20 protein-coding genes are annotated in these 23,553 nt (G+C 67.5%); 8 read left to right on the plus strand and 12 right to left on the minus strand.

Going from position 1 to position 23,553, the window contains the following annotated elements; genetic code table 11:
• Positions 1-6 precede the first annotated feature (6 nt).
• Positions 7-1,464, plus strand: coding sequence for an esterase-like activity of phytase family protein (locus MG068_RS11950; RefSeq protein ID WP_132810292.1), 1,458 nt, complete (start codon positions 7-9; stop codon positions 1,462-1,464).
• Positions 1,465-1,673: 209 nt separating this feature from the next.
• Here the strand turns inward: MG068_RS11950 and MG068_RS11955 are convergent, their stop codons facing one another.
• The 10 genes from MG068_RS11955 to MG068_RS12000 form a co-directional block, all read right to left on the minus strand.
• Complete coding sequence (locus MG068_RS11955) at positions 1,674-2,120, minus strand: REP-associated tyrosine transposase (protein WP_132810293.1); 447 nt, start codon at positions 2,118-2,120, stop codon at positions 1,674-1,676.
• A 253-nt stretch (positions 2,121-2,373) separates the two neighbouring features.
• Positions 2,374-3,132, minus strand: coding sequence for a 2,3-dihydro-2,3-dihydroxybenzoate dehydrogenase (locus MG068_RS11960; RefSeq protein ID WP_132810294.1), 759 nt, complete (start codon positions 3,130-3,132; stop codon positions 2,374-2,376).
• Positions 3,123-7,013: an enterobactin synthase subunit F gene (locus MG068_RS11965; protein ID WP_132810295.1), complete on the minus strand. Its 3,891-nt coding sequence runs from the start codon at positions 7,011-7,013 to the stop codon at positions 3,123-3,125. Before MG068_RS11965 ends, MG068_RS11960 begins: the two co-directional genes overlap by 10 nt.
• The gene (locus tag MG068_RS11970) at positions 7,010-7,267 is read right to left on the minus strand and encodes a phosphopantetheine-binding protein (RefSeq protein WP_049462779.1); all 258 of its coding nucleotides are present in this window, start codon (positions 7,265-7,267) and stop codon (positions 7,010-7,012) included. Before MG068_RS11970 ends, MG068_RS11965 begins: the two co-directional genes overlap by 4 nt.
• A complete protein-coding gene (locus MG068_RS11975) occupies positions 7,267-7,899 on the minus strand; it encodes an isochorismatase family protein (RefSeq protein ID WP_132810296.1) in 633 nt (210 codons plus the stop codon). Before MG068_RS11975 ends, MG068_RS11970 begins: the two co-directional genes overlap by 1 nt.
• Complete coding sequence (locus tag MG068_RS11980) at positions 7,899-9,551, minus strand: (2,3-dihydroxybenzoyl)adenylate synthase (RefSeq protein ID WP_132810297.1); 1,653 nt, start codon at positions 9,549-9,551, stop codon at positions 7,899-7,901. The genes MG068_RS11975 and MG068_RS11980 overlap by 1 nt, the downstream gene beginning before the upstream one ends.
• On the minus strand, positions 9,548-10,741 hold the full coding sequence (locus tag MG068_RS11985) for an isochorismate synthase (protein ID WP_132810298.1): 1,194 nt from the start codon (positions 10,739-10,741) through the stop codon (positions 9,548-9,550). The genes MG068_RS11980 and MG068_RS11985 overlap by 4 nt, the downstream gene beginning before the upstream one ends.
• Complete coding sequence (locus MG068_RS11990; RefSeq protein WP_132810299.1) at positions 10,738-11,934, minus strand: MFS transporter; 1,197 nt, start codon at positions 11,932-11,934, stop codon at positions 10,738-10,740. The genes MG068_RS11985 and MG068_RS11990 overlap by 4 nt, the downstream gene beginning before the upstream one ends.
• Before the next feature lie 154 nt (positions 11,935-12,088).
• The gene (locus MG068_RS11995; protein WP_223276944.1) at positions 12,089-12,418 is read right to left on the minus strand and encodes a DUF3817 domain-containing protein; all 330 of its coding nucleotides are present in this window, start codon (positions 12,416-12,418) and stop codon (positions 12,089-12,091) included.
• A 107-nt stretch (positions 12,419-12,525) separates the two neighbouring features.
• Positions 12,526-13,461, minus strand: a complete 936-nt coding sequence (locus MG068_RS12000) for a TIGR03571 family LLM class oxidoreductase (protein ID WP_132810300.1) — start codon at positions 13,459-13,461, stop codon at positions 12,526-12,528.
• A gap of 66 nt (positions 13,462-13,527) precedes the next feature.
• Here MG068_RS12000 and MG068_RS12005 point away from each other — a divergent pair, with 66 nt between their 5' ends.
• The 5 genes from MG068_RS12005 to MG068_RS12025 all read left to right on the plus strand — a co-directional run bounded on the left by MG068_RS12005 (position 13,528) and on the right by MG068_RS12025 (position 17,741).
• Positions 13,528-13,977, plus strand: a complete 450-nt coding sequence (locus MG068_RS12005) for a GNAT family N-acetyltransferase (RefSeq protein WP_107432390.1) — start codon at positions 13,528-13,530, stop codon at positions 13,975-13,977.
• A 119-nt stretch (positions 13,978-14,096) separates the two neighbouring features.
• A complete protein-coding gene (locus MG068_RS12010; protein ID WP_132810301.1) occupies positions 14,097-15,617 on the plus strand; it encodes a thioredoxin family protein in 1,521 nt (506 codons plus the stop codon).
• Between the two features lie 587 nt (positions 15,618-16,204).
• Complete coding sequence (locus tag MG068_RS12015; protein WP_132810302.1) at positions 16,205-16,834, plus strand: superoxide dismutase; 630 nt, start codon at positions 16,205-16,207, stop codon at positions 16,832-16,834.
• A complete protein-coding gene (locus MG068_RS12020; RefSeq protein WP_033833194.1) occupies positions 16,831-17,406 on the plus strand; it encodes a flavin reductase family protein in 576 nt (191 codons plus the stop codon). Before MG068_RS12015 ends, MG068_RS12020 begins: the two co-directional genes overlap by 4 nt.
• On the plus strand, positions 17,406-17,741 hold the full coding sequence (locus tag MG068_RS12025) for a tetratricopeptide repeat protein (RefSeq protein ID WP_032129997.1): 336 nt from the start codon (positions 17,406-17,408) through the stop codon (positions 17,739-17,741). Before MG068_RS12020 ends, MG068_RS12025 begins: the two co-directional genes overlap by 1 nt.
• Before the next feature lie 5 nt (positions 17,742-17,746).
• Here MG068_RS12025 and MG068_RS12030 read toward each other — a convergent pair whose 3' ends face one another.
• Positions 17,747-18,895: a fatty acid desaturase family protein gene (locus MG068_RS12030; RefSeq protein ID WP_024957648.1), complete on the minus strand. Its 1,149-nt coding sequence runs from the start codon at positions 18,893-18,895 to the stop codon at positions 17,747-17,749.
• An 11-nt stretch (positions 18,896-18,906) separates the two neighbouring features.
• On the minus strand, positions 18,907-19,977 hold the full coding sequence (locus tag MG068_RS12035; RefSeq protein ID WP_165929936.1) for a ferredoxin reductase: 1,071 nt from the start codon (positions 19,975-19,977) through the stop codon (positions 18,907-18,909).
• 92 nt (positions 19,978-20,069) lie between these two features.
• On the opposite strand from MG068_RS12035, the gene fabR reads away from it, so the two are divergent.
• Together fabR and MG068_RS12045 are read left to right on the plus strand one after the other, a co-directional pair.
• The gene (fabR, locus tag MG068_RS12040; protein WP_005409961.1) at positions 20,070-20,726 is read left to right on the plus strand and encodes an HTH-type transcriptional repressor FabR; all 657 of its coding nucleotides are present in this window, start codon (positions 20,070-20,072) and stop codon (positions 20,724-20,726) included.
• 1,094 nt (positions 20,727-21,820) lie between these two features.
• Complete coding sequence (locus MG068_RS12045; RefSeq protein ID WP_240792072.1) at positions 21,821-23,458, plus strand: autotransporter family protein; 1,638 nt, start codon at positions 21,821-21,823, stop codon at positions 23,456-23,458.
• Positions 23,459-23,553: the final 95 nt, after the last annotated feature.

Here is a 23,553-nt window from a genome sequence, read left to right on the forward strand (position 1 = left end):
CCACTGATGCTCACGACCGCCCTGCTGCTGGCCACCCTCTCCGCCAGCGGATACTCCGCTCCGCATGAGGCAACGGGTGCACCACCGCGCACCCTGCAGCTGGGCGGTCGTACCTATGTGGACAAGGGCCTGGTCGCTGCCGGACGGTTGCCCGCGGGCACGGTGGACTTCCTCGGCGATACGCTGGGCTCGTTTTCGTCGCTGGCGGTGCAGCCCGGCACCTGGAAGCGCACCGCCAGCGGCTACGAAGGCGTGCTCTGGACCCTGCCCGACCGCGGTCGTAATGATCCCGAGGCCGGCCTGTTCTACGACTACGCCGGTCGCGTGGAGCGCATGCAACTGCGCATCGACGTTACCCCGGGCAAGCCTGCGCTTGGCACGCTGAGCATGGTGCCCGACAAGGGCGTGGTACTTAAGGATTTCAAGGGGCAGCCGTTCACCGGTGCCGACCCGGGTGAGCACACGATCACCCAGCGCGAGGTGGTGCTGCCCTCACCGGCCAGCGGCGCAGGCGCGGGCAAGGTCTCGCTGGATGCGGAGTCGCTGCAGTTCACCGCCGATGGCCACTTCTACATCGGCGATGAGTACACCGCCAACGTCTACTACTTCGATGCACAGGGCCAGCTGCAGGGCGTGATCATGGCGCCGCCGGCGATCCGTCCGCAGCGCGATGGCAAGCCCGCCTTCGGTTCGCTGGCGGCGCCGCAAACTGGGCGCCGCAACAACCAGGGCGTGGAAGGCATGGGCCTGTCCCCCGACGGTACCCGCCTGTTCGTGGCCCTTCAGAGCGCGACGCTGCAGGACAGCGCAAAAGGCAACGCGGCCGGGCGCATCAACACCCGCGTGCTGGCCTACGACGTGACGGCCTCGCCGACGCCGCTGCAACCGATCGGCCATTACGTGATGGCCCTGCCCGCCTATGCACACAACGGCAAGGGCAAGCTGGACCGTACCGCCGCGCAGAGCGAGCTGCGTGCACTGGATGCCCACCGCTTCCTGCTGCTGTCCCGCGACGGCAACGGCCTGGGCAAGGATGGCGACGACCCGATCGTCTACAAGTCGGTGCTGCTGGTGGATGTGGCCGAAGCCAGCAACCTGGCCGGCAGCGCCTACGAAACCGGCACGGCCTCGGTGCTGGCTGATCCAGCGGATACCACGTTGAAGGCCGGCATCGTGCCCGCACGCAGCGACGAACTGCTGAACCTGCTCGACCGCCCCCAGCTCGCGCGTGCCGGGCTGGACCTGGACACCAAGCGCGGCCCGCATGCCGGCCTGCTTTCCGAAAAGTGGGAGGCCATGGACGTACTGCCGGCGCTGGACCCCCAGCATCCGAACGACGTGCTGTTGCTGATCGGCAACGACAACGACTTCATCGCCCGCCACTGCCGCATGCAGGGCCAATCCTGCGACAGCGCGTACGACAACGACAACCGCGTTCTGGTCTACCGACTGACCCTGCCCTGACTGCAACGGGTTGTGCCGGCCGCTGGCCGGCAACCGCCATGTTCGAACCCCTGGTAGTGCCGGCCGCTGGCCGGCATCACGCCCATATCGACCACGCATGCGGATACTCGCCAACCTGCGGGGCAATACTGGCGCGTACCGGGTTCGCCAGGATGTACAGCGCCTGCTCAGCCCTCACCGCAACCGGTAGTGCCGGCCGCTGGCCGGCATCACGTCCAGGCCGACCACGCATGCGGATACTCGCCAATCTGCCGGGCAATACCGGCGCGTACCGGATTCCCCAGGATGTACAGCGCCTGCCGCGCCAGCGACTCCTCGGCCCTCACGGCGTGGTCGAAGTAGCCAGGCTGCCACACCGTACTTCGACGACCCGCCAGGCGATTCAGGGCAAGCGCGCTCGACGACTTCATTCGGCGCGCAATGTCTGGAAGATGAGCTGCACGCAGCTCGAACATCCAGTGGACATGATCCGGCATGACGACCCATGCGAGTGACTGTACGAGCCCGCGCTGTTCGATGTAATGAAGCTGGTCGATTACACATGCCACTGCAGCTTCGCTTTCAAAGAGCCGGCGGCGCTGATGTGTGGTCGTTGTCAGAACGTAGACCTGACCGACAATGGAACGCCGGCCCAGGCGGAGGCGATGGCTGCTCATGCCCCATGGTGGAGCGATCATTGCGCGTTGAACGTCAGGCCATGCCTCGATGGAAGTTCGGAGATGTCTGAAGTTGAATGAGGTTGCCGGCCAGCGGCCGGCACTACCGGAGACTATGGGCTGCCGGCCAGCGGCCGGCACTACCAGGGACCATGGATTGCCGGCCAGCGGCCGGCACTACCAGGGACCATGGATTGCCGACCAGCGGCCGGCACTACCGGGGCCATGGGTTGCCGGCCGGTATCGACAGGACTCAGCCGCGCAGGGTGGCGCCGCCGTCGACGTACAGGTCGCTCATTGCCACGTGCCCGGCCTGCTCGGAGAGCAGGAACATCACCGAATGAGCGATGTCTTCCGGGGTGGCCAGCTTGCGCAGCGGGATGCCGGCCTTGTACGTCTCCAGGCTGCCGGCGATCACCCGCTCGGCACCGTGCGCGTCCTGCCACATGCCGGTCTGCATCGGGGTCAGCGTTGAACCCGGGGCGACGATATTGCAGCGGATGCCCAGCGGCGCCAGTTCCAACCCGAGGCAGCGGGTGAACATCGTGGCGGCAGCCTTGGACGCGGCGTAGGCCGCCATGCCGTGCCGCGGCACGCCGGCGGCATTCGAACTGACGGTGACGATCGCGCCTTGGCCTCGCGGTGACATCACCCTGGCCAGCGCACGCCCAACATGGAACACGCCATCGGCGTTGACTGCGAACACCCGGCGCCAATCGGCATCCGTGGTCTCCGCAACAGCTCCCACATGCAGAACACCCGCCACACTGGCGGCAAGGCCAATGGGCCCAATGCTGGCTTCCACACGATCCACCAGGGCGTCCACCGCCGCGCTGTCGGTCACGTCGAGCGCAAACGCCTGCACACGTGCATCCACTACCACGGGCGCCTCGCGATCGGTTGCCACGACCGTGCAGCCGGCCTCGGCCAGCAGCCGTACCAGGGCCTCGCCGATGCCGCCGGCGGCGCCGGTCACCAGTGCCACGCGACCTTCAAAGCCGGTCAACTGCATGTTGCGATCTCCTGTTGCTCATCCCAGTGGCGCAGGCGCGCCGACAACCACGGTGCCAGCTGCGCCACCGCATCGCGTCCGGTCAGCTCGGCATGCAGGAACGGCAGTTCCAGCGCCTGCACCTTGCGCGCGTGCGTGCGCCACAACGCCGACTGCAGCTGCGGCCGCGCCTGATGATCCCGGCCAGCGCGCACGTGCACCAGCGTGCCGTCGAACGGTTGGTGGATGTGTTCGCGGATCAACCGGTTGGTGCCGGTCACCGCACGCACCACGCCATCGAGCACTACATCCGGCAGGCTACCGAGCGCACTACCGCCACGGCGCAGGAAACCAAGAATGCGTTCACGGCTGTCCAGCTCCGGATGCGCCTCCGGGTCATGGCCTGCAATCGCCAGCAGCGCACGCAATGCGGCGATGGCATCGGGTTCCGGCTCAGCCCGCCAGCATTCGCTGGGGTAGGCGTCGAGCAGCACCAGTTCACCGACTTCACGCCCGATTTCATGCAGGCGCACCGCCATCGCCTGGGCGAGGATGCCCCCCACCGACCAGCCCAGCAGATGCACCGGTCCCTTCGGCTGCAACGTGACCACCCGCTGCACATAGTCATTGGCCATGGCTTCGATGCTGGACGGCAACGGCTGCTTCGGATCCAGCGCGGGCGACTGCAGGCCATATACCGGGCGTGCCGGCTGCAGGGCGCGCGCCAGCGTTCGGTAGTTCCAGGCGATGCCACCGGCCGGGTGCAGCACGAACAACGGAGTGGGCCCGTCAGCATCAGTGGCAGCCAACGAGATCACCGGCCCCAACGCGTGGTCGGCCAGCGCCGGCGGTTCGCGAATGCGCGTCGCCAATGCGGCCACGGTCGGCTGCGCGAACAAGGCACCGAGGCCGAGGTCACAGCGCCAGCGTTGTTCGATCGCCAGCAGCAGGTGCACCGCGGACAGCGAGTCGCCGCCGAGGCTGAAGAAGTCCGCATCGACCGCCACGGGCACTTCACGCCCGAGTGCCTGGGCAAACAGCACCGCCAGCTCCTGTTCCAGCGGCGTGCGCGGCGCCAGTCCGGCAATCTCGTTCTGCGGCGGCTTCGGCAACGCGTTGCGGTCGAGCTTGCCGTTGGCGGTCACCGGCCACTGATCCACGCCAACGAACGCCGACGGCACCATGTAGTCCGGCACGCGCGTGGCCAGGTGGCTGCGCAGCATCACGGCATCGGCAAGCGCCGCTGGCACATAGGCCACCAGCCGGGCATCACCGGGTGCATCCTGGCGCAGCAGCACTTCCACCCGCTCCATGCCCGGCAGCGTACGCAGTGCCGCCTCGATCTCGCCCAGCTCGATGCGCAGGCCGCGCAGCTTCACCTGGTGGTCGCTGCGGCCCAGATATTCGACTGCGCCGTCACTGCGCCAGCGCGCCACGTCGCCAGTACGGTAGATGCGCTCCCCTGGCAGGAAGGGATCGGCCAGGAAGCGTTCGGCGGTCAGGTCATCGCGACCGAGATAGCCGCGCGCCAGCTGCACGCCCCCCAGATACAGGTCGCCCGGCACACCCACCGGCAGCGGCTGCATCCGCGCGTCCAGCACGTACAGGCGGGTGTTCCAGACCGGGAAGCCGATCGGTACCGGCCGTGAGCGGTCCTGCGCCGAAGCCGGCCAGTAGCTTACGTCCACTGCCGCTTCGGTCGGGCCATACAGGTTGTGCAGTTCGGCCTGCACGCGCCCATGGAAACGATCACGCAGCGATGCGTCCAGCGCCTCGCCACTGGTGAACACGCGGCGCAGCTGCAGGCCTTCGGAGGCCGGCGCGGCAAGGAACGCGTCGAGCATCGACGGCACGAAATGTGCGGTGGTGATGTCGTGGGCACGCACAAGCCGTGCCAGCTCGGTCGGATCACGATGCGCGTCCGGACCCGCCACCACCAGCGTCGCGCCGCACAGCAGCGGCAGGAAGAATTCCCAGACCGAAACATCGAAGGTCGCCGGGGTCTTCTGCAGAACACGGTCATCGGAACGGATGCCGTAGTGCTCGCGCATCCACAGCAGGCGATTGACGATGGCACGGTGCTCGATGACCACGCCCTTCGGCTCGCCAGTCGAGCCGGAGGTATAGATCACATAGGCTGCATCGCTGGGCGCCGGATCGGCCCACGGTGCTGCGAAACTCAGCGCGGTCCATTGATCGGGGGCAAGCACCGGCACGCCGTCCATGCGCGCCGATACCTCTGCCGCAGCCAGTACGCACGCCGGCTGCGCCGAGGCGAGAATACGCGCGAGGCGCTCATCGGGATGGGCAAGATCCAGCGGCAGGTAGGCGGCGCCCGCACGGAGGACCGCCACCAGCGCGATCACCAATTCCAGCGAGCGTGGCAGCGCCACCGCCACTACGCTGCCAGGCCCAACACCCATCGAGCGCAGCTGCGCGGCCAGTGCGAAGCTGCGCGCCTCCAGCGTGGCGTGGTCCAGCTCGGCATCGCCGAAGACCAGCGCGGGCGCGTGCGGATCACGGTCCATGCCCTGCTGCAGCAGTTCAACCAACGTGGTGGGTGGCAGCGCATGTGCAGTGGCATTGAAAGCATGCACCACCTGCTGCGCTTCTGCGACGGTAGCCAGCGGCACCGCCGCGATATCTTCAGCTTCCAGCGCCGCCGACACGAAATGCAGCAACCGGGTCGCGTGCGCCTCCACATCCTCCCGACTGTACAACGCGGGATTGGCTTCGATCTCCAGGTCCAGCAGGTGCTGGCCATCGCCACGGAAACCCAACGTCAGATCATCCACCGGACCGGTGCACAGCACCTCCAGCGTCGCCTGCACGCCAGTCACCGCCAGCGGCTTGTAGAACGGCTGCACATTCACCAGCGGACCGTGCAGGCGCTGCTGCGCGCCCACCAGGCCCAGGTCGCGGCGCAACTGCTCGCCACGGTAGCGGCCGTGCTTGCGGCCCTGGCTGAGCTGCCGGCCCAATGCCCGGGTAAACGCCTCGACACTGCCCTCGCCGGCCGCCACCCGCAGCGGCAGCACATTCATCACCATCGCCGGCACCCGCGCCGATGCGTTGCCGAGCCGCCCCATGTAGGGCACCCCCAGCACCACTTCATCGGCGGCGCTCATCCGCCGCAGGTACTCGGCCGACAACGCGGCCAGCACATCCGGCCAGGGCTGCAGCCAACGCACCGATGCCTGCAGCAGCTGCTCACGGAATGCAGCATCGAGCGGCTGCACCCAGCGCAGCGCGTCGTCACTGGCCGCGAGCGTACCGGCCAGGCCCGCGCCCGCCGGCGCGCCCTGCATCTGCTCGCGCCACCACTGCCCGGCCTGCGTGCGACGCGGGTCGGCACGATAGGCGGCATCATCGGCCAGCACGCCCGCCAGTCCCGGCAGTGCCTCACCCGCACGACCGGCATACAAGGCGCATACGCGATCAGTGAACAGCGCCATGCCATAGCCATCGGCTGCAAGGTGATGCACACGCAGATACCAGACCCAGCGCTGCCCACCCAGATCGAACAACACCTGCTGGCTTATGCGGTCGCGGGTCGGATCGACCGCGCTGAGCCGGTCGGCCTGCATCACGGCACGCGCCGCCGATGCCGGCTCGGCCTCGACGGATAGATCGCGCAGCGAAAGCAGCGGCACATGTGCCGGGTCATGCCACTGCAGCGGCTGACCATCGCCCGCCTCGGCAAACCGCAGTGCGAAAGCCTCGGTTTCAACCGCCGCCCGGTTGGCAGCCGCCATGAATGCGGCCACGTCCAGCGCACCCTCGATCCACACCGCATGCGCGGTATTGAACGACGGATTCTCCGGTGCCAGCCGCTGCGCGAACCACAGTCCGGCCTGGGCCTCGGTCAGTGCCACCGGCGTGGCCAGCACAGCGACGTTCATGCGTTCTGCGCGGCCTGCAGCTTCTGCACCACACCCCACCACTGGCGCAGCGTGGTGTGTTCGGCCAACTGCGAGAACTCCAGCGGCAACCCGGTGTTGCCCCAGGCCAGGACCAGGCCGAGCATGCGCATCGAGTCCAGGTCCAGATCGATCAGGTTGTCGTCGTCACCGATCTCGGCCGGCGTGCACTCCAGCACGCGCGCAACGTCGGCACGCATCCGCTCCAGATCCAGCGCATCACCCGTGGCAGCCATCACAGCACCTCCAGCAACTGATCGGTGGTCATCGGCACGCCACAGGTGCGTGCGATCCAGTGCAGCGCCTGATCGTGATCGGCACGCGAAAAGTCCGCCACCGCATCGGCGGCGATGAAGGCCTCGATGTCACGCTGGAACGCCTCCACCACGGTCGCAGTGCAGCCGATATGCGCGTACACGCCGGTCACCAGCAACTGGTCCCGCCCACGCACCCGCATCAGCGTCTCCAGGTTGCTGCGCTGGAACGCGCTGTAGCGGTGCTTCACCAGCACATGCTCGCCCGGCTGCGGTGCCAGCGCCTCGATGATCGGCTCATGATCGGCACTGCGGCGCATGCCCGGGCCCCACAGGTCGGCCTGCAGGCCACGGTCACGGCGATCCTGGTCGCCATGCTGGGCGGTGTAGAACACCGGAATGCCATGTGCGCGGCAATGCGCCAGCAGGCGCGCGATGTTGTCCACCGCCGGCCGCAGCGGCGCGTTTCCGGCATCGAACGCGGCCAGGAAGTAGCGCTGCATGTCGTGTACCAGCAGCGCGACACGATCGCGTTGCGGGCGCCAGGGCCCGCGCGCCTGCGGCAGTTCGGCACCGGTCGGCAAGGAATAGTTGGTGATGCGGGGCAGCGCCATCAGCGCGTTCCTCCTGTCTGTTGCAGATGACGCGCACGCAGCTGCGCGCGCAGTTCGCGGCGGCTGATCTTGCCGACCGCGGTGGTATCGAAACTGTCGACGAACACGACCTGGTCCGGCACCTTGAACGCCGCCAGGCCGCGCGTACGCATCCAGGCTTTCAGTGCCGGCGCCTTGATCGGCTCCCCCTGCTGGATCACGAACGCGCAGCTGCGCTCACCGAGATACTCGTCAGGAATGGAGACCACGGCGGCGTCGAACACGCCGGGGTGGGCCAGCAGGTGATCTTCAATCTCCTCGGCGGAGATTTTCTCGCCCGCGCGGTTGATGTGTTCACCGGCGCGGCCCTGCACCACCAGATAGCCACCGGCCAGCTGCTGCACGCGGTCGCCGGTGCGGTAGAACCCATCGTCGGTGAACGAGCGCGCGTTGGCCACCGCGTCGTTGTGGTAGCCGCGGATGGTGTACGGGCCACGGGTGAGCAGATGGCCCACTTCGCCTTCGGCGACCGGCTGGTCGTGGTCATCGACCACGCGCACTTCGTCGTCCGGACTGATCGGACGGCCCTGGCAGGCCACGATCAGTTCCTCCGGATCATCCAGCCGGGTGTAGTTGACCAGGCCTTCGGCCATGCCAAACACCTGCTGCAGGGTGCAGCCCAGGCCGTCGATCACTCGCCGTGCGGCTTCCGGTACCAGTTTGGCGCCGCCTACCTGCAGTACCTGCAGGCTGGACAGGTCGTGCTTGCTCGTAGCCGCTGCCTGCGCCCACAGCAGCGCCAGCGGCGGCACCAGTCCGCAGCAGGTCACCTGTTCGCGGGCGATCAGCGGGAAGGCCGCATCCGGGCCGGGACCGGGGCTGAGCACCACGCGGGCGCCGGCATACAGCGCACCGAAGAAGCCGGGCGAACTCATCGGGAAGTTGTGCGCGGCCGGCAGCGCGACCAGGTAGACGCTATCGCGATCGATGCCGCAGAGGTCATTGCTGGCGCGGAACGAGTAGATGTAGTCGTCGTGCGTGCGCGGGATCAGCTTGGACAGGCCGGTGCTGCCACCGGAGATCTGCAGGAACGCCACCGACTGCGGGTCCGGGTCGGCCGGCAGCTGGCTACGATCGCCCTGCAGCGCCTGCAGCGCGGCGAACTCCGCCGCATCGCCGTCGATCACCACGTGGCGAACGGCCGGCACTTCGACCTGCAGCGCCCGCGCCAGCCCGCGATGATCAAAGCCATCGTGCAGGTCGGCAGTGATGTAGGCACTGGCCTCGGCCTTGTTGGCGAAGTGCACCAGCTCGGTGATGCGATGCGCCGGCAACGCGTATACCGGCACCAGACCCGCACGGAACAGCCCGCATATGGTGGTGATGAATCCGGCGGTGTTGCCCAGCTGCACCAGCACCCGCTCACCGGGCTGCAGGCCGAGGGCCAGCAGTCCGGAACCGATGCGACCGGCTTCGTGCCACAGCTGCGCGTAGCTCAGGCGGACGTCACCGGCGACCACCGCGATGTCATCCGCATAGCGTTCCGCGCGCTCGCGCAGGAACGCCGGGAAGGTCTCGCCGCGCCAGTGACCGGCCTCGCGATAGCGCGCCATCAGTTCATCAGGCCACACCTGCTGCAGTGGCAGGCGGGAGGAATCAGTGGAGGTAGTCATGCGGCAGGCTCGATGACGGGCGCGGATTCCTGGACACCCAGCGCGTTCAACAGGGCAGCGAACTTCGCCGCGGTTTCGGCCACCTCGGCCCCGGGTTCCGAGTCGGCGACGATGCCGGCACCTGCATACAGGCGCAGCTGCGTGCCCTGCAGGCGTGCGCAGCGGATCGCCACGTACCAGTCGCCGTCACCCTGCGCATCCAGCCAGCCCACGGCGCCGGCGTAGAAGCCGCGCGGCACCGGTTCCAGTTCGCGGATGCGCTGCAGTGCCGCCAGCCGCGGCGTACCGCAGACCGCCGGCGTGGGGTGCAGCTGTGCCAGCAGTTCGGCGGCAGACGTCTGCGGATCCTTCAGGGTGGCATGGATGCGGGTGCCCAGGTGCCACATGCTGGCGGTGGCATGCAGCACCGGCCGAGGCTGTGCATCGATGTGGCTGCAGTACGGTGCCAGGCCCTCGACGATGGCGTCCACCACATGGCGATGCTCGTCATGGTCCTTGGTCGAGGCCAGCAGCGCCTGCGCGGCACGCTCGTCCTCGGCAGCATCGGCGCTGCGGCGTGCTGACCCGGCGAGCGGATGCGACAACAGTTCGGCACCGCGCTTGCGCAGCAGCAGTTCCGGGGTTGCCCCCACCAGCCACGCCGGCGCCTGGCCCAGCTCCACCGGCAACGGCACCGCGTAGGTCGCCACCGACGGATCCGCGCCCAGGCGTGCCAGCAGCACGTCCGGCGACAGCGCCTGGCGGGTGCGCGCCAACAGGCTGCGCGCCAGCACCACCTTGTGCAGGTTCTGCTCGGGCGCACGCAGGACCTGCACCGCCGCGGCAACCGCTGACGCATAGTCCTGCGGCACAGGCTCGGCCCGCAGGGCGCCGTCCAGCGGCGGTGCGGCCTGCGGTTGCAGTGCCAGCGCAGGCAGCAGGCGCTCGGGCTGGTACAACGCATCGTCCGCGCGCGGTTCGAACGGCACCGCGCCAACCAACAGGCCCGGACCACCGCGCTGCTGGGCAAAGAACTCCGAAACGCGCTCAGCCAGGGTTGCCAGCGCGCCACTCGGCAGCGCGGCGCGGCACCCGCGTGCGTGCACGTGCTGGCCCGCATGCTGCAGCAGGAACAGCGACGCGTCGTCGGTGTTCTCCTGCGGCGCTGGCGCAGCCTCTGGCCACGCGCCCTGCATCAGGGAATCGTTCATGGGGTCTCCTTCATCCGATGCGCTGCGGCCAGCGCGCACAGCAACAGCAGCAGCGCGCCGACCAGCAGGTAAGGCAGGCTTGGCCCGCCGCGATACAACAGCGTGCCGAGCATCGGCCCGGCCACCATGCCCAGCCCCTGCGCGGCAGCGACGGTGCCGGCGGCGGCGCCCTGCTCGTGCGCCTCCACCGCATCGGCGGCCAGCGCCTGGAACGAGGGGAATACGAAGCCCATGCCGAACGCGGCCAGCGCGTACGCCGCCGGCAACTGCCAGCCCTGCTGCACGCCTGCCACCGAGGCAAAGCCAATGCCGGAAATCAGGGCGCCAAGGACGATCCAGCGGCGTGGATGGACCTCCAGCTTCATCACCAGTGCCTGTGCCAGGATCAGGCCGACGCCAACCGCTGTGAGTGCAATGCCGGCCATGCGCGCGCCCGCCGCTGCATCCAGACCGAGGCGGTCGATCGCGAAGAAGCCGACCGTCACCTGCGCGATGGTCACCGAGACCATGGCGATGAACGCCGCCAGCTGTGGCAGGCGCAGGCGCGGGTCGAGACGGCTCATCGGCTGGCGGCGTTGCGCAGAAGCGCTCTCCACCGGCGGTGTGGCCGGCAACCGCCACGCCAGCAATGCCAGCGCAAGCAGCGGCAACAATGCGGCCACATACAGCGCCAGCGACAGATTCGTATAGGCCAGCCAGCCAGCGGCGGCCGGGCCAAGCACCATGCCGAGTGCGTTGGCGCTGCCCAGGCGGGCTAGGAATTTCGCACGCTGCCCGGTCGGTGCCTTGTCGGCGATCAGCGCGGCAGCGGTAGGAGGCACCGCGGCGTAGAACAGGCCGATCAGGCCACGCGCACCGACCAGCACGAGCACCGATACCAACACAGGCGGCACCGCCTGCAGGGCCACGTCGATGAACACCGCCAGCGCGATGTAGACCACGGTGTAGGCACTCATCGCCAGCATCAGCACGCGCTTGCGGCCGATGCGGTCGCTGAGCTGGCCCCACGGGCGCGCGGCCAGCATCCACAACACACCGGCGGCGGTGACCGACAGGCCGGCATGCCACTCGGACAAACCGAGCATGCGGACCACCGGGCCGATCACGGCGACGAAGGACATCATCGCCATGGTGCCGATCAGGGCAGCCAACACCAGCGCCGGCAAGCCGGGAACGACGGGACGTGCGTGCATGAAACACCAGCCGTAACAGGAAAGGATGGCCGGGCGCGTCTGTACGCCCCCGCCCGGCACCGGTCCTGCTCAGGGCCCGATGCCATCCTTAAATGATAACGGCTCGTATTTGCATTTGATACCCATTCTCTTGAATGGGCATGCAACAGTGGGTTCAGCGCATTGCACGCAGGCCCAGCAGACCACGGCGCTTGAACCACCACTCCAGCGGCAGCGTCACCAGCGGCGGGATCGCTGCCAGCAGGGCCAGGGCACTGGCCCACCACGGCCAGCGCAGCCGCACCGCCGCGAACAGAGTGACCGCCACGTAGACCAGGAAGGCCACGCCATGCAGCGGCCCGAACAACTTCACCAGCGCCACGTTGGCCATCGGGCCGTATTTCATCCACATGCCGATGAGCAGGCCGGCCCAGGTCACGGCCTCGATGAAAGCGACCGCCGCGAACAGGCGTCCAGCCGAGTGCATGGGGGAACGTTGGGTCATGCGGAGCTCCAGCATCGGGATATCAAATGCGAATGATACGCAGATGCGAACCCCATGTAGAGTCGAGCCGTGCTCGATTGCTGGAACGTGTCCACCAAGGTGGACACCTACCGGAGCACATCCGGCAGAACCTGCTCGCCGATCTCGCGCAGCACCGCGTCCATCGGCCGTCCGTTGTCGACCAGATTGAACATCACGTGCGCCACACCCTGCGCATGCACGCGCCGCAGATAGTCGCGCAGCCCGTCGCGGCCGACCTTCAGGCCCAGCGGCAATGGTTCGGCTGGCGCCTGCGGATCCGCCTGCAGGTCCAGCAGCATCGACTGCACGAACGGCTTGCCTGGCCCGCCGCGCTGCACGAGCGCCTGCTGCCACAGGCCGATGCGTCCTTCCTGCGCAACCTCCTCGCGGTGATAGGTGGCCCAGCCTTCGCTTTCACGCGCGATCCATTGCAGGCTCTGCCGTGCAGTACCCACCACCAGCATCGGAATCCGCGTTGCCGGCGCCGGCAACACGTCGAAACCACCGGTCGCCTGCAGTACGGCGGTCCGTTCATCGGCCTCTGGTGACAACGCTGCGCGCAACAACGTCCAGCGCTCACGGAACGCCGCCGCCCTGCCCTCCAGATCCTCACCGAACGCGGCAAATTCTTCCGGGCGGTCACCCGAACCCAGGCCCAGCACGAAGCGGCCGCCACTGATCCGGTCCAGGCTCAAGGCCGACTTCGCCACCTGCAGCGGCTGGCGCAATGGCAGCACGATGGCTGCACTGCCGACCACGATGCGCTCGGTCGCTGCAGCCAGCATGCCCAGCCACAGGAACGGGTCATCCAGCGCACTCGCTGTTGCATCCGGGCCCTGCGGCACCATCAATGGCACGTCGCGCGTCCATAGCGCGGCGAAGCCAAGATCATCGGCCAGCCGTGCGATGCGCCGCGCCTCGTCCGGATCGGCCAGTCCATGCGCCGCAACCGGCGTCATCAGGCCCAGGCTCAGTCCTTGTTGAGGAAACAACGAAGCATGGGCGGGATTGAATTCACTCATGCCGCCAGCTTAGCCTGCAGGCCTGCGGCAACGATGACGCGCCGCCCACCACTGGAAGAACACTACATGCTGACGATCCGCCCTGCCCACGTCGATGACCTGCCCGCGATCAGCGCGGTGTGCCTGGCTGCGTTCACTGCAGCGGTGGCGCCTTCGCTCAGCGCTGCCGGTATCGCCACCTTCGGCAGTGTCGCAGCAGCCGACGCATTTGGTGCGCGCCTGCAGGGTGACAACCACATCCTGGTGGCCGAACAGGATGCGCGCGTGGTCGGCGTGGTCGAACTGAAGGAGGGCCGGCACCTGGCAATGCTGTTCGTCGATCCCGCCTGCCAGGGCCAGGGCATCGGCCATGCCTTGTTCGAAGCCGTGCTGCCGCAGGTACGCGAGCCGGTACTGACGGTGCGCGCCTCGCTCAACGCAGTACCTACCTACCTGCGCTATGGCTTTGTGCTGGATGGCGAGGTCGGCGAGATCAACGGGCTGGTGTACCAGCAGATGGTGCGGGCAGCGGCCTGAAGGCATCCGTCCGGCAATGCCCGGTGGGCGTCATGCCCTGCGGCACGCCTGTCATAAGCAAACTGAATCAGCAGGCTCCCCGGCGGTTCCTACAATGGCCTGTCACCCTGCCCTTCGAGATGCTGCCGATGCGCGTCGCGCTTTCCGTGTTGCTGCTGGCCTCGGCGCTGAGCGCCTGCACCCCGGCCCCGGTATCCACCGCCAACTCCGCCGAGGCACCCGCGCCGGCATCCGCCATCGCTTGGCGCCAGGGCGATGTGGACGATGCCTTCGCCGAAGCCGCCGACAGCGGCAAGCCGGTGCTGCTGTACTGGGGTGCGGTCTGGTGCCCGCCGTGCAACCAGCTCAAGGCGGGCCTGTTCAAGGACCCGGCCTTCATCGCGCTGACCAGCAAATTCGTTCCCGTCTACCTGGATGGCGACGAGGAAGGTGCGCAGGCCTGGGGCGAACGCTTCGGCGTGCGCGGCTATCCCACGCTGATCGTGCTGGACCCACAGCGCAACGAAATCACCCGCGTGGCTGGCGGCAATGACGCCGCCGAACTGACCCGGGCCCTGACCGTCGCTGCAGGCCGCCGCAGTGCTGTTGCCGCCACCTTGGCCACCGCGCTGGCAACGCCGGACCGGCTGGCCGCCGAAGACTGGCAGGTGCTGGGCGACTACGGCTGGGAAGTGGACGCCAACCGCCTGGCCGGCGAGCGCAGGAGCCAGGATGTGCTGCGCCAGTTGTCCAAGGCGGCACCCGACGCCGCCCTGCAGCGCCGTTTCGCCCTGCTGGCTCTGGCTACAGCCGAAAAGCCCGATGCCTCGCCCACCGAAGTGCGCGAGCTGCTGCAGGCCGTACTGGCACAACCGGCGGAAGTGCGCCGCAACCGTGAGTTGCTCGGCTATGCAGGCGTGCAGCTGGTCAAGCAGGCCAGTGCCGGCCCGGCCACCAGCAACACGCTCGGACAGCAGCTGCTGGTCGCACTGGAGCGTGCCGACGCCGAGCGCGGTGACCGCGCCGACGACGCGTTGTCGCGTGCGCTGACCGAAGTATCGCTGGCCCGCCAGCAGCAGCCCAAGGGCGCACTGCCCGCGGCGCTGGTCGAGCGGGTCAAGCAGCGCGTGGCCGCTGCTGATGCCGCCGCCACCGATGCGCATGCACGCCAGGCCACGATCAGCAGCGCGGTGTACGCATTGCGCGAGGTAGGTGACGACGCGGGTGCCGAGGCGCTGTTGCTGGCCGAGCTGAAGCGCAGCGAGCAGCCGTACTACTACATGCCCGAGCTGGCCGAACTGGCCGAGCAGCGCGGCGACACCGCCGGTGCGCTGGAGTGGTTGAAGCGCGCCTACGATGGTGCACAGGGCCCGGCCACCCGCGTGCAATGGGGCGTGCTGTACGTGGAAGGCCTGCTGAAGCTGGCGCCGGACGATGCACCGCGCATCGAGCAGGCGACCGCGTCGCTGATCGCCGAGCTGGAGGCACAGCCGTCGGGTTACCACCAGCGTACCCGCCAGCGTTTCGAGCGCCTGGCCGGGCAGTTGAAGGCGTGGAGCGGCAAGCACCAGGGTGCGGAGACGCTGGCACGGCTGCAGCAGCGGATGCAGCAGGCGTGCGGTGACCAGGTGGATGGCGCCTGTAAGGACTGGTTGAGCTGAGTTGATGAAAGCGCTGGCGGCGGGTTCGCCTGCCGGCGCTTTTGTTGATATCGGTTGTGGCGGGGGGAGGGACTGGCCGGGACACGCCGTAAACCCATCCTTGGGGGCTCGATGGCGCCATCCATGGCGCCAACGGTCCCGGCCAGCCCCTCCCCCCGCCACCGGAAGGTTTCCTGTGAGCGCGGGCAGCACATCAGCGCGCCGGTGAGGGTTCGGAAAGCGGGTTCTGGTAGTGCCGGCCGCTGGCCGGCAACCCGACCTTCGCTGATTGCCGGCCAGCGGCCGGCACTACCACGTCGCTCCTGCTCCTGCCTTTGACTCCGTCTCCGCGCCAGCGCAGGGAGCTGTCCTGCAGGGGCTGATGGGTCAGCGCAGGACCGTTGGCGCCACGGATGGCGCCATCGAGCCCCCAAGGATGGGTTCACGGCGTGTCCTGCGCTGACCCATCAGCCCCTGCAGGACAGGAAGAATCAAGGCGACGAACGCGCACGCATTTCAATCCCGCCCCTTGACCTCAACCAATGTTGAGGTGCGATAACAGTCTCCCCACGGCCAGCCCTCTGGCCTTCCCCACGGAGATTGCTTCGATGTCGTACTCGCTTCCCCCGCTCCCCTACGCCTACGACGCCCTCGAGCCGCATTTCGATGCGCGCACGATGGAGATCCACCACAGCAAGCACCACCAGACCTACGTCAACAACCTCAATGCCGCCATCGAGCAGGCCGGCATCGCCGAGCAGCCGGTCGAGGCGCTGATCGCCAACCTCGATGCAGTGCCCGAGGCGCAGCGTGGCGCAGTCCGCAACAACGGCGGTGGCCACGCCAACCACAGCCTGTTCTGGACCGTACTCAGCATCAAGGGTGGTGCACCCGATGATGAACTGGCCGCCGCCATCGACCGCGATCTGGGTGGCTTCGATGCCTTCAAGGAGGCCTTCACCAAGGCCGCGCAGACCCGCTTCGGCAGTGGCTGGGCCTGGCTGACCAGCGATCGCGACGGCCGCCTGAAGGTTGAAAGCAGCGCCAACCAGGACAGCCCGCTGATGGGTGCAACGGTCGGCCTGTCCGGCAATACCCCGATCCTCGCACTGGACGTCTGGGAACACGCCTACTACCTGCACTACCAGAACCGCCGCCCGGACTACATCGGTGCGTTCTTCAACATCATCAACTGGGCCGAGGTCGGCCGGCGCTACCGCCAGGCCCGGGCCTCATGAGCGGCGAGACACTGCCGTACGCCGGGCCGTGGGCGGGGGTCTTCCCCGCCCCGGCCCCGGTGCCGTCGGTCGAGATGCCGCCGCGTGCCCTGCGGCGGCTGCTCGGCCACTTTCCTACCGGCGTGGCCATCGTCTGCGCGCGCGATGCGCAGGGCAAGCCCATCGGCCTGACCATCAATTCGTTCGTGCCGGTGTCATTGCAGCCGCCACTGGTGCTGTGGAACCTGGCGTTGCACGCGCAGAGTCTTTCCACCTTCCAGCGCGCCACCCGCTTTGCGATCAGCGTGCTGGCGGCCGACCAGGAAGCACTGGCCCGGCGCTTTGCCGATCCGCAGGTACGCAACCGCTTCGACGGTCTGGCATTGCTGGATGACGACGAGGACGCCCCGCCACGCATCGCCGGTGCGGTAGCGCATCTCACCTGCACCCGCCATGCGCAGTGGCCGGTGGGCGATCACCTGCTGCTGGCCGGCCGCATCATCGAAGTGCACGAGAACGGCGGCGCGCCACTGCTGTTCCATCGCGGCCGCTTCCAGCCGGGACCGGCCGAGCTGCTGGTGGAGGTGCGCTGATGAACATCGAGGCTCTGGAATGCATGCTCGCCAGCGGCAAGGACGGCGCGCTGCTGCGCTTCGGCCTGGGCAAGGGCTGGCTGGATGCCGGCAACCCGGTGCGCGCGGCAACCCATCTGGGCCGTTGCGTGGTCCTTGATCCGCAGTATTCGGCGGCGTGGAAGCTGCTGGGCAAGGCCTGGCTGGCCAGTGGCCAGCCGCAGGCGGCGCGCGAAGCGTGGCAACGCGGGCTGAGCGTGGCCGGCAGCAAGGGCGACCAGCAGGCACGCAAGGAAATGCAGGTGTTCCTGCGACGCCTGGACCGCGAGCAGGCGGATCTGGCGAAAGCGGGCTGAGTCGATCAGCCCGCGTTGGCCGATGCCGGTGCGGACATGATGTCCGACATCGGCAGGCGGCGCGGCTTGCTCGGGAACGCGTGGCGCAGGATGCGCCAGACCACCTGGCCGAACTGGCGCGGCAGCGAGCCGTTGTTGTAGTGCTGGCCGTAGCGGCGGCAGATGTCCTTCACTTCCTTGGCGATGGCCGCATAGCGGTTGGCCGGCAGGTCCGGATAGAAGTGGTGCTCGATCTGGTGGCTGAGGTTGCCCGACAGCACGTTGATCAGGAAACCGCCACTGATGTTGGACGAACCGCGCAGCTGGCGCAGGTACCAGTGACCGCGCGACTCATTGCGCAGGCACTCCTTCGGGAAGGTTTCCGATTCAGCGGTGAAGTGGCCGCAGAAGATGATCACATAGGTCCAGATGTTGCGCAGGCCGTTGGCGACCAGGTTGCCCAGCATCACCGTGAGGAAGAACGGGCCGGCCAGCAGTGGGAAGAATACGTAGTCCTTCAGCACCTGACGGGCCATTTTGCGCGCCACCGGGCGGGTCTGCATCCACATCGCACGGCCACTGATGCGGCCCTTCAGCCAACGGCCCAGGCGCAGGTCCTGCGCGGCCACGCCCCACTGGAACAGCAGCGCGAAGATCGGCGCGATGATCGGCTGCAGCAGGTAGAACGGCTTCCAGCGCTGTTCCGGGAAGATGCGCAGCAGGCCGTAGCCGATGTCATCGTCCATGCCACGCACGTTGGTGTAGGTGTGGTGGCGGAAATTGTGGGTCTTGCGCCAGTTGTCGGCGGTGGCAACGATGTCCCACTCGTAGGTGTTGCCGTTGAGCTTGGGGTCGCCGGTCCAGTCGAACTGGCCGTGCATGACGTTGTGGCCCAGCTCCATGTTCTCCAAGATCTTCGACAGCGCCAGCAGCAGCGTGCCGGTGATCGCGGCCGGCCACAGCAGCGGCATCCAGAACAACGGCGAGAACGCCGCCAGGAACAGCAGGCCACGGCCACCCACGCCGAACCAGCGCACGGCGGCGGCCACGCGGCGGATGTAGCGGGTATCGGAGGCGCCGAGGCTGCCGATCACACGGTCGCGGATCGCGTCGAGTTCCTCACCGAAGGCATGCATCTCGGCGGTGCTCAGGGCACGGTCGGTAGCGCGGGTCATGGCAGGCGTCCTCAGAGATCCAGGGTCAGGTCGGTGGTCGGTGCGCTCACGCAGATCCGCACCGGCTGTGCCGATTCGGACTGCAGGTCGCCTGTGCGCAGGTGGCGGGTGGCGCCACTGACGCGGTCACAGCTGCAGCTGTTGCAGATACCCATGCGGCAGCCGTGTTTGGGCTTGATGCCATGGGCTTCGAGGCTTTCCAGCAGCGAGCGGCCACGCGGCACGCTCAATTGGCGGCCACTGCGCGCAAGCGTCAGCGACACCTCACCTTCGCTGCTGGCATCGCGCAGCGGCGCTGGCGGGGTGAAGGCTTCGGCCTGGAAACCGGCCACCTGGTGCGCCAGGCGCTCGCGCGCGGCGGCAACGAAGCCGTCCGGGCCGCAGGCCAGCACATGGCGCTGCGCCAACGGCGTGTCATCGCCGGCCACCTGCAGATCGTGGGTATCGATACGCGCGGCCGGCGCCTCACCGTCGCGGGTGGTCAGCAGATGCACGCGCAGGTTCGGATGCGCTGCGGCCAGCGCCTGCAGTTCATCACGAAACTGCAGATGGGCAGCGGTACGCTCCCAGTAGAACAGGTCCACCGGCGCGGCCAGCGGGCGCTGGCAGGTGTCGCGCAGCAGGCTGCGCATCGGCGTGATGCCACTGCCGGCCGCCAGCAGCAGCACTGGCGCCGCGGCCGGCATATGGAATTCGCCGAAGGCGGCATCGAGGCGGAACAGTTCGCCCGGCTGCGCATGATTGACCAGATGCTGGCTGACCCGGCCGCCATCGACCGCCTTGACGGTGATCGCCAGTTCGCGCCGACCCAGTGCGGTGGGGCTGTAGCTGCGCTGCCACAGGCGTCCTTCAATCTCGACGCCGAGGGTGACGTGCTGGCCAGCGCGCATGCCAGTCCAGTGCCGGTTGGTGCGCAGGACCAGGGTCGCCGCGCCCTCGCCGGCCGGCTCGCGCCGGACCAGGCGGGCCACCGGCTCGCGCAGGGTCCACAGGGGATTGAGCTGGCCCGCCCAGAAATCGAACAGCGACGGCGAGACCCAGCGGTATGGAGAAAACAGGGACGGACGGACGACAGCGCTCATGGGCGCACTATACGGGCGCACATACACCTGTGTATACATGTGTATATTGAACCGGATTGGGTATGATTCAGCCTCGCCCCACCGGAACCCCCATGGCCGCCGCCACCGCTTTGTCGACGCCCGAAGATGCCAACAGCCCGGCCCGCCGTACGGTGAGCCGTGAGGATCTGCTGGCTGCTGCCCTGAAACTGATCGGGCCGCACCGCAGCCTGTCCACGCTCAGCCTGCGCGAAGTGGCGCGTGAGGCTGGCATCGCGCCGAACAGCTTCTACCGGCAGTTCCGCGACATGGACGAACTGGCCGTGGCGCTGATCGATGCGGCCGGCCGCTCGCTGCGCACCATCATCGGCGAGGCCCGGCAGCGCGCCACCTCCACCGCCACCAGCGTGGTGCGGGTCTCGGTGGAGACCTTCATGGAGCAGCTGCGCGCCGACGACAAACTGCTGCACGTGCTGCTGCGCGAGGGCGCGGTCGGCTCGGACGACTTCAAGCATGCGGTCGAACGCGAGCTGCACTATTTCGAGGAAGAGCTGCAGCACGATCTGGTGCGCCTGGCCGCACTGGATGGCGCCGTACTGCATGCCCCGGAACTGGTGGCCAAGGCCATCACCCGGCTGGTGTTCGCGATGGGTGCCACCGCCATGGACCTGCCACCGGAGAAGGATCCGGAGCTGGTCGAACAGATCTCCACGATGATCCGCATGATCATCGTCGGCGCCCGTACCCCCGCCGCGTTCCGCCGCGGCTGATCGAGGCCCCTGAGTCGGATCCCTTTCCAGAGGAAAGGGCTTTGAGCCGTACCCGACTCCATGAACCCCGCCACGCAGCGCCACGGCGCCGATGAACTGTGGCCACTGTCACGGATTTAGATTGCAGATGCGCAGCTTGAGCATCCTGCACGCGCCATTCACTGCGCTCTCACGCACGCTGAATTATTCAGACCACGCGCTCCATTCAGTTTGGTGAGTTATTGAACGGGGTTTGAATCCGGCAAGTGCCGCTGCAGTCGTTTCAGATTAATTGCATGGCCCAGGCAAGACCCGATCCGCAAAGTGCCGCCTCCGGCCCTGCGGATGCAGGTCCCCCCAATAGGCTTCAAGGAGAAACACCCATGCGCATGATGCAGTTCACGCCGAAGTTTCCTTCCACCAAGAACCAATCCGATCTAGCTCGGGCTATCGCCACAGTATTGCTAATTGCCACTTCTGGTGCAGCCGGCGCAGCAACCGTCAATCCAGGCCAGACTCTTGTGGTGAATGCAGGCTCACTACCTCAACCCTACGACGTAAACGGTGGCACGCTGATTGTGGAAGGAGCCACGACCAACCGAATCGACACCAACTATTCTGGAGGTCAACCCGCACAGGTCATTGCGAATGGCGCAAGTATTTCCAGCATGCGGCTGCTCAATAGTGTTGGCACGCTGCACAACTCGACCGTGAATGGCCAATTCACCCTCTCAATCTTCGTCGGCTCAGGCTATGCTGGACTTACTCGGCCACACCTTACGACGGCAGGCAGCACCTTCAATGGGCCCTTCACCGGCAGCGGCGGCGGCCGACTGGACTCGGAGGGAAGCACTTTTGCGCAAGGGATTCGCAGCCTTGGCACAATCCTCAACCTGAAAGCCAACACAAAGGTCGTCGGAAGTGCCTATGGCATCAGCCTCACGAACAGCGCAATCGCAGGTTCGGCGGGCATGCAGGATTGGGGACTGCTCCTCGATTCTTCACATGTTGCAGCAACAAGCGGGCCGGCGCTTCTTATTGGCGGCACCACGACGGGATACCCTGTCCGCGTAGCAATCCAAAACGGATCGACGCTTTCCAGCAGCAATAATGTCGTGATCGAAGGGCGCGCTAGCTCAGTATTTGACGTCACCGCCCGCACCTCCACGCTCAAGGGCGATATCACCATCGCCGATACCGCCACCGGCACGCTGCGCTTCCTTGACGGCCTCGACCTCACCGGCCGTATCCTCGGCCCGGCCGACGTCATCGTCGACCAGGGCGGCCGCTGGACGCTGTCCGGCGACAGCAACACGGGTAATCTCACTCTGGGTGCAGGCAGCGACATCCTGCTCGGGCCGGGTGAGTTCCGCCAGCTGACCGTCAACGGCAACTATGTCGGCCAGGGCGGCACGCTGCACTTCAATACGGTGATGGCCGCCGACGATGCGCCGACTTCGAAGGTGCACGTCACCGGCGATGCAAGCGGCAGCACCCGGATCGTGGTCAACAACATCAATGGCGCCGGTGCGCAGACCGTCAACGGCATTCCGCTGGTGCAGGTCGATGGCACCTCCACCGCAACCTTCGCCATGCAGGGCCGCGCCATCGGTGGCATGTACGAGTATTTCCTGCGCAAGGGCACTCCGGGCGCGACCAACGGCAACTGGTACCTGACCTCGGCCTACACCGGCAATCCGTGCGACATCAATCCGGCGCTGCCGGAGTGCCAGGGCACTGGTCCGGTGGATCCGGTCGATCCTGTTGACCCGATCGATCCGGTCGATCCGGTCGATCCGGTGGATCCGGTCAATCCCGTCGATCCGGTCCCCGTGTTGCGTCCGGAGCCGGGCGCGTACCTGGCCAACCAGGCCGGGGCCGTGCAGATGTTCCAGCTGCGCCGCCATGACCGCGGCGAGCCCGGCTTCGACCGCGCCCGCATCGGTACCTGGGTGCGCGCCGGGCGTGACCAGCTGCAGGCGAACGTGGCCGGCCAGGTTGACGCCCGTACCCACATCAACACCCTGCAGCTGGGCAGCGATGTCTGGCGTTGGGGCGATGGCCGTGGCCAGATCGGCGTGATGCTGGGCACCGGCGAGGCGACCACGCAGGCGGTGTCGAATCTGAGCGGTTATGGCACCCGCGGCAAGGTCAAGGGCAAGTCGGCCGGTGTCTACCTGGGCTGGGTGCAGGATGCACAGAGCAGTGCCGGCCTGTACGTGGACGGCTGGCTGCAGGCGGCGCGCTTCGACAACGAGGTGCAGGGCGAAGGCATCGCCCGCGAGAGCTACGACTCCAGGACCCGCAGCGCATCGCTGGAAGCTGGTTATGCCTGGGCCATCCGCAGCAGTGAGGCCAGCACGCTGTACCTGCAGCCGCAGGCGCAGCTGACCTGGACCGACTACGACGGTGACAGCCTGGTCGAAAACAATGGCACCACGGTCGAGGATGGCCGCGGCGGCGGCCTCAACAGCCGCCTCGGCGTACGCCTGTTTGGCCAGGGCACGCTGCAGGGCAACCGCGTGCAGCCGTTCCTGGCGGCGAACTGGCTGCGTGGCCAGCGCGATGAGGCCATGCGCTTCAACAGCGAGTCGTTGAGCGCGAAGACGCCGGAGAACCGTTACGAAGTGCAGGCCGGTGCCCAGCTGCAGCTGGGCCAGCGCTGGAGCGCGTGGGGTGACCTGCGTGTGCAGCGCGGCGACAGCGGCTATCGCAACCACGGTGCCCAGGTCGGCCTGCGCGCCGCCTGGTAAGCCCCTCGCCGCCCTGGGATCACCCCAGGGCGGCGTTCCTCGATTTCCCTCGCACCCTGCCGGGCATGACATCCGGCAGGGTTCTGGCGCTTAAC

It is taken from the genome of Stenotrophomonas sp. ASS1 (assembly GCF_004346925.1).
In the GTDB taxonomy this organism is placed as follows: domain Bacteria; phylum Pseudomonadota; class Gammaproteobacteria; order Xanthomonadales; family Xanthomonadaceae; genus Stenotrophomonas; species Stenotrophomonas maltophilia_A.

What these genes read in the sequence shown, in the direction of transcription:
- MG068_RS12010 (WP_132810301.1), top strand. Translation starts at nt 14,097, where the DNA reads ATGCTGCCGATGCGCGTCGCGCTTTCCGTGTTGCTGCTGGCCTCGGCG.
- MG068_RS11990 (WP_132810299.1), bottom strand. Translation starts at nt 11,934, where the DNA reads ATGCACGCACGTCCCGTCGTTCCCGGCTTGCCGGCGCTGGTGTTGGCT.
- MG068_RS11980 (WP_132810297.1), bottom strand. Translation starts at nt 9,551, where the DNA reads ATGACTACCTCCACTGATTCCTCCCGCCTGCCACTGCAGCAGGTGTGG.
- MG068_RS11950 (WP_132810292.1), top strand. Translation starts at nt 7, where the DNA reads ATGCTCACGACCGCCCTGCTGCTGGCCACCCTCTCCGCCAGCGGATAC.
- MG068_RS12005 (WP_107432390.1), top strand. Translation starts at nt 13,528, where the DNA reads ATGCTGACGATCCGCCCTGCCCACGTCGATGACCTGCCCGCGATCAGC.
- MG068_RS11965 (WP_132810295.1), bottom strand. Translation starts at nt 7,013, where the DNA reads ATGAACGTCGCTGTGCTGGCCACGCCGGTGGCACTGACCGAGGCCCAG.
- fabR (WP_005409961.1), top strand. Translation starts at nt 20,070, where the DNA reads ATGGCCGCCGCCACCGCTTTGTCGACGCCCGAAGATGCCAACAGCCCG.
- MG068_RS12000 (WP_132810300.1), bottom strand. Translation starts at nt 13,461, where the DNA reads ATGAGTGAATTCAATCCCGCCCATGCTTCGTTGTTTCCTCAACAAGGA.
- MG068_RS11955 (WP_132810293.1), bottom strand. Translation starts at nt 2,120, where the DNA reads ATGAGCAGCCATCGCCTCCGCCTGGGCCGGCGTTCCATTGTCGGTCAG.
- MG068_RS12035 (WP_165929936.1), bottom strand. Translation starts at nt 19,977, where the DNA reads ATGAGCGCTGTCGTCCGTCCGTCCCTGTTTTCTCCATACCGCTGGGTC.
- MG068_RS12015 (WP_132810302.1), top strand. Translation starts at nt 16,205, where the DNA reads ATGTCGTACTCGCTTCCCCCGCTCCCCTACGCCTACGACGCCCTCGAG.
- MG068_RS11970 (WP_049462779.1), bottom strand. Translation starts at nt 7,267, where the DNA reads ATGGCTGCCACGGGTGATGCGCTGGATCTGGAGCGGATGCGTGCCGAC.
- MG068_RS11995 (WP_223276944.1), bottom strand. Translation starts at nt 12,418, where the DNA reads ATGACCCAACGTTCCCCCATGCACTCGGCTGGACGCCTGTTCGCGGCG.
- MG068_RS11960 (WP_132810294.1), bottom strand. Translation starts at nt 3,132, where the DNA reads ATGCAGTTGACCGGCTTTGAAGGTCGCGTGGCACTGGTGACCGGCGCC.
- MG068_RS11985 (WP_132810298.1), bottom strand. Translation starts at nt 10,741, where the DNA reads ATGAACGATTCCCTGATGCAGGGCGCGTGGCCAGAGGCTGCGCCAGCG.
- MG068_RS12030 (WP_024957648.1), bottom strand. Translation starts at nt 18,895, where the DNA reads ATGACCCGCGCTACCGACCGTGCCCTGAGCACCGCCGAGATGCATGCC.
- MG068_RS12020 (WP_033833194.1), top strand. Translation starts at nt 16,831, where the DNA reads ATGAGCGGCGAGACACTGCCGTACGCCGGGCCGTGGGCGGGGGTCTTC.
- MG068_RS12025 (WP_032129997.1), top strand. Translation starts at nt 17,406, where the DNA reads ATGAACATCGAGGCTCTGGAATGCATGCTCGCCAGCGGCAAGGACGGC.
- MG068_RS11975 (WP_132810296.1), bottom strand. Translation starts at nt 7,899, where the DNA reads ATGGCGCTGCCCCGCATCACCAACTATTCCTTGCCGACCGGTGCCGAA.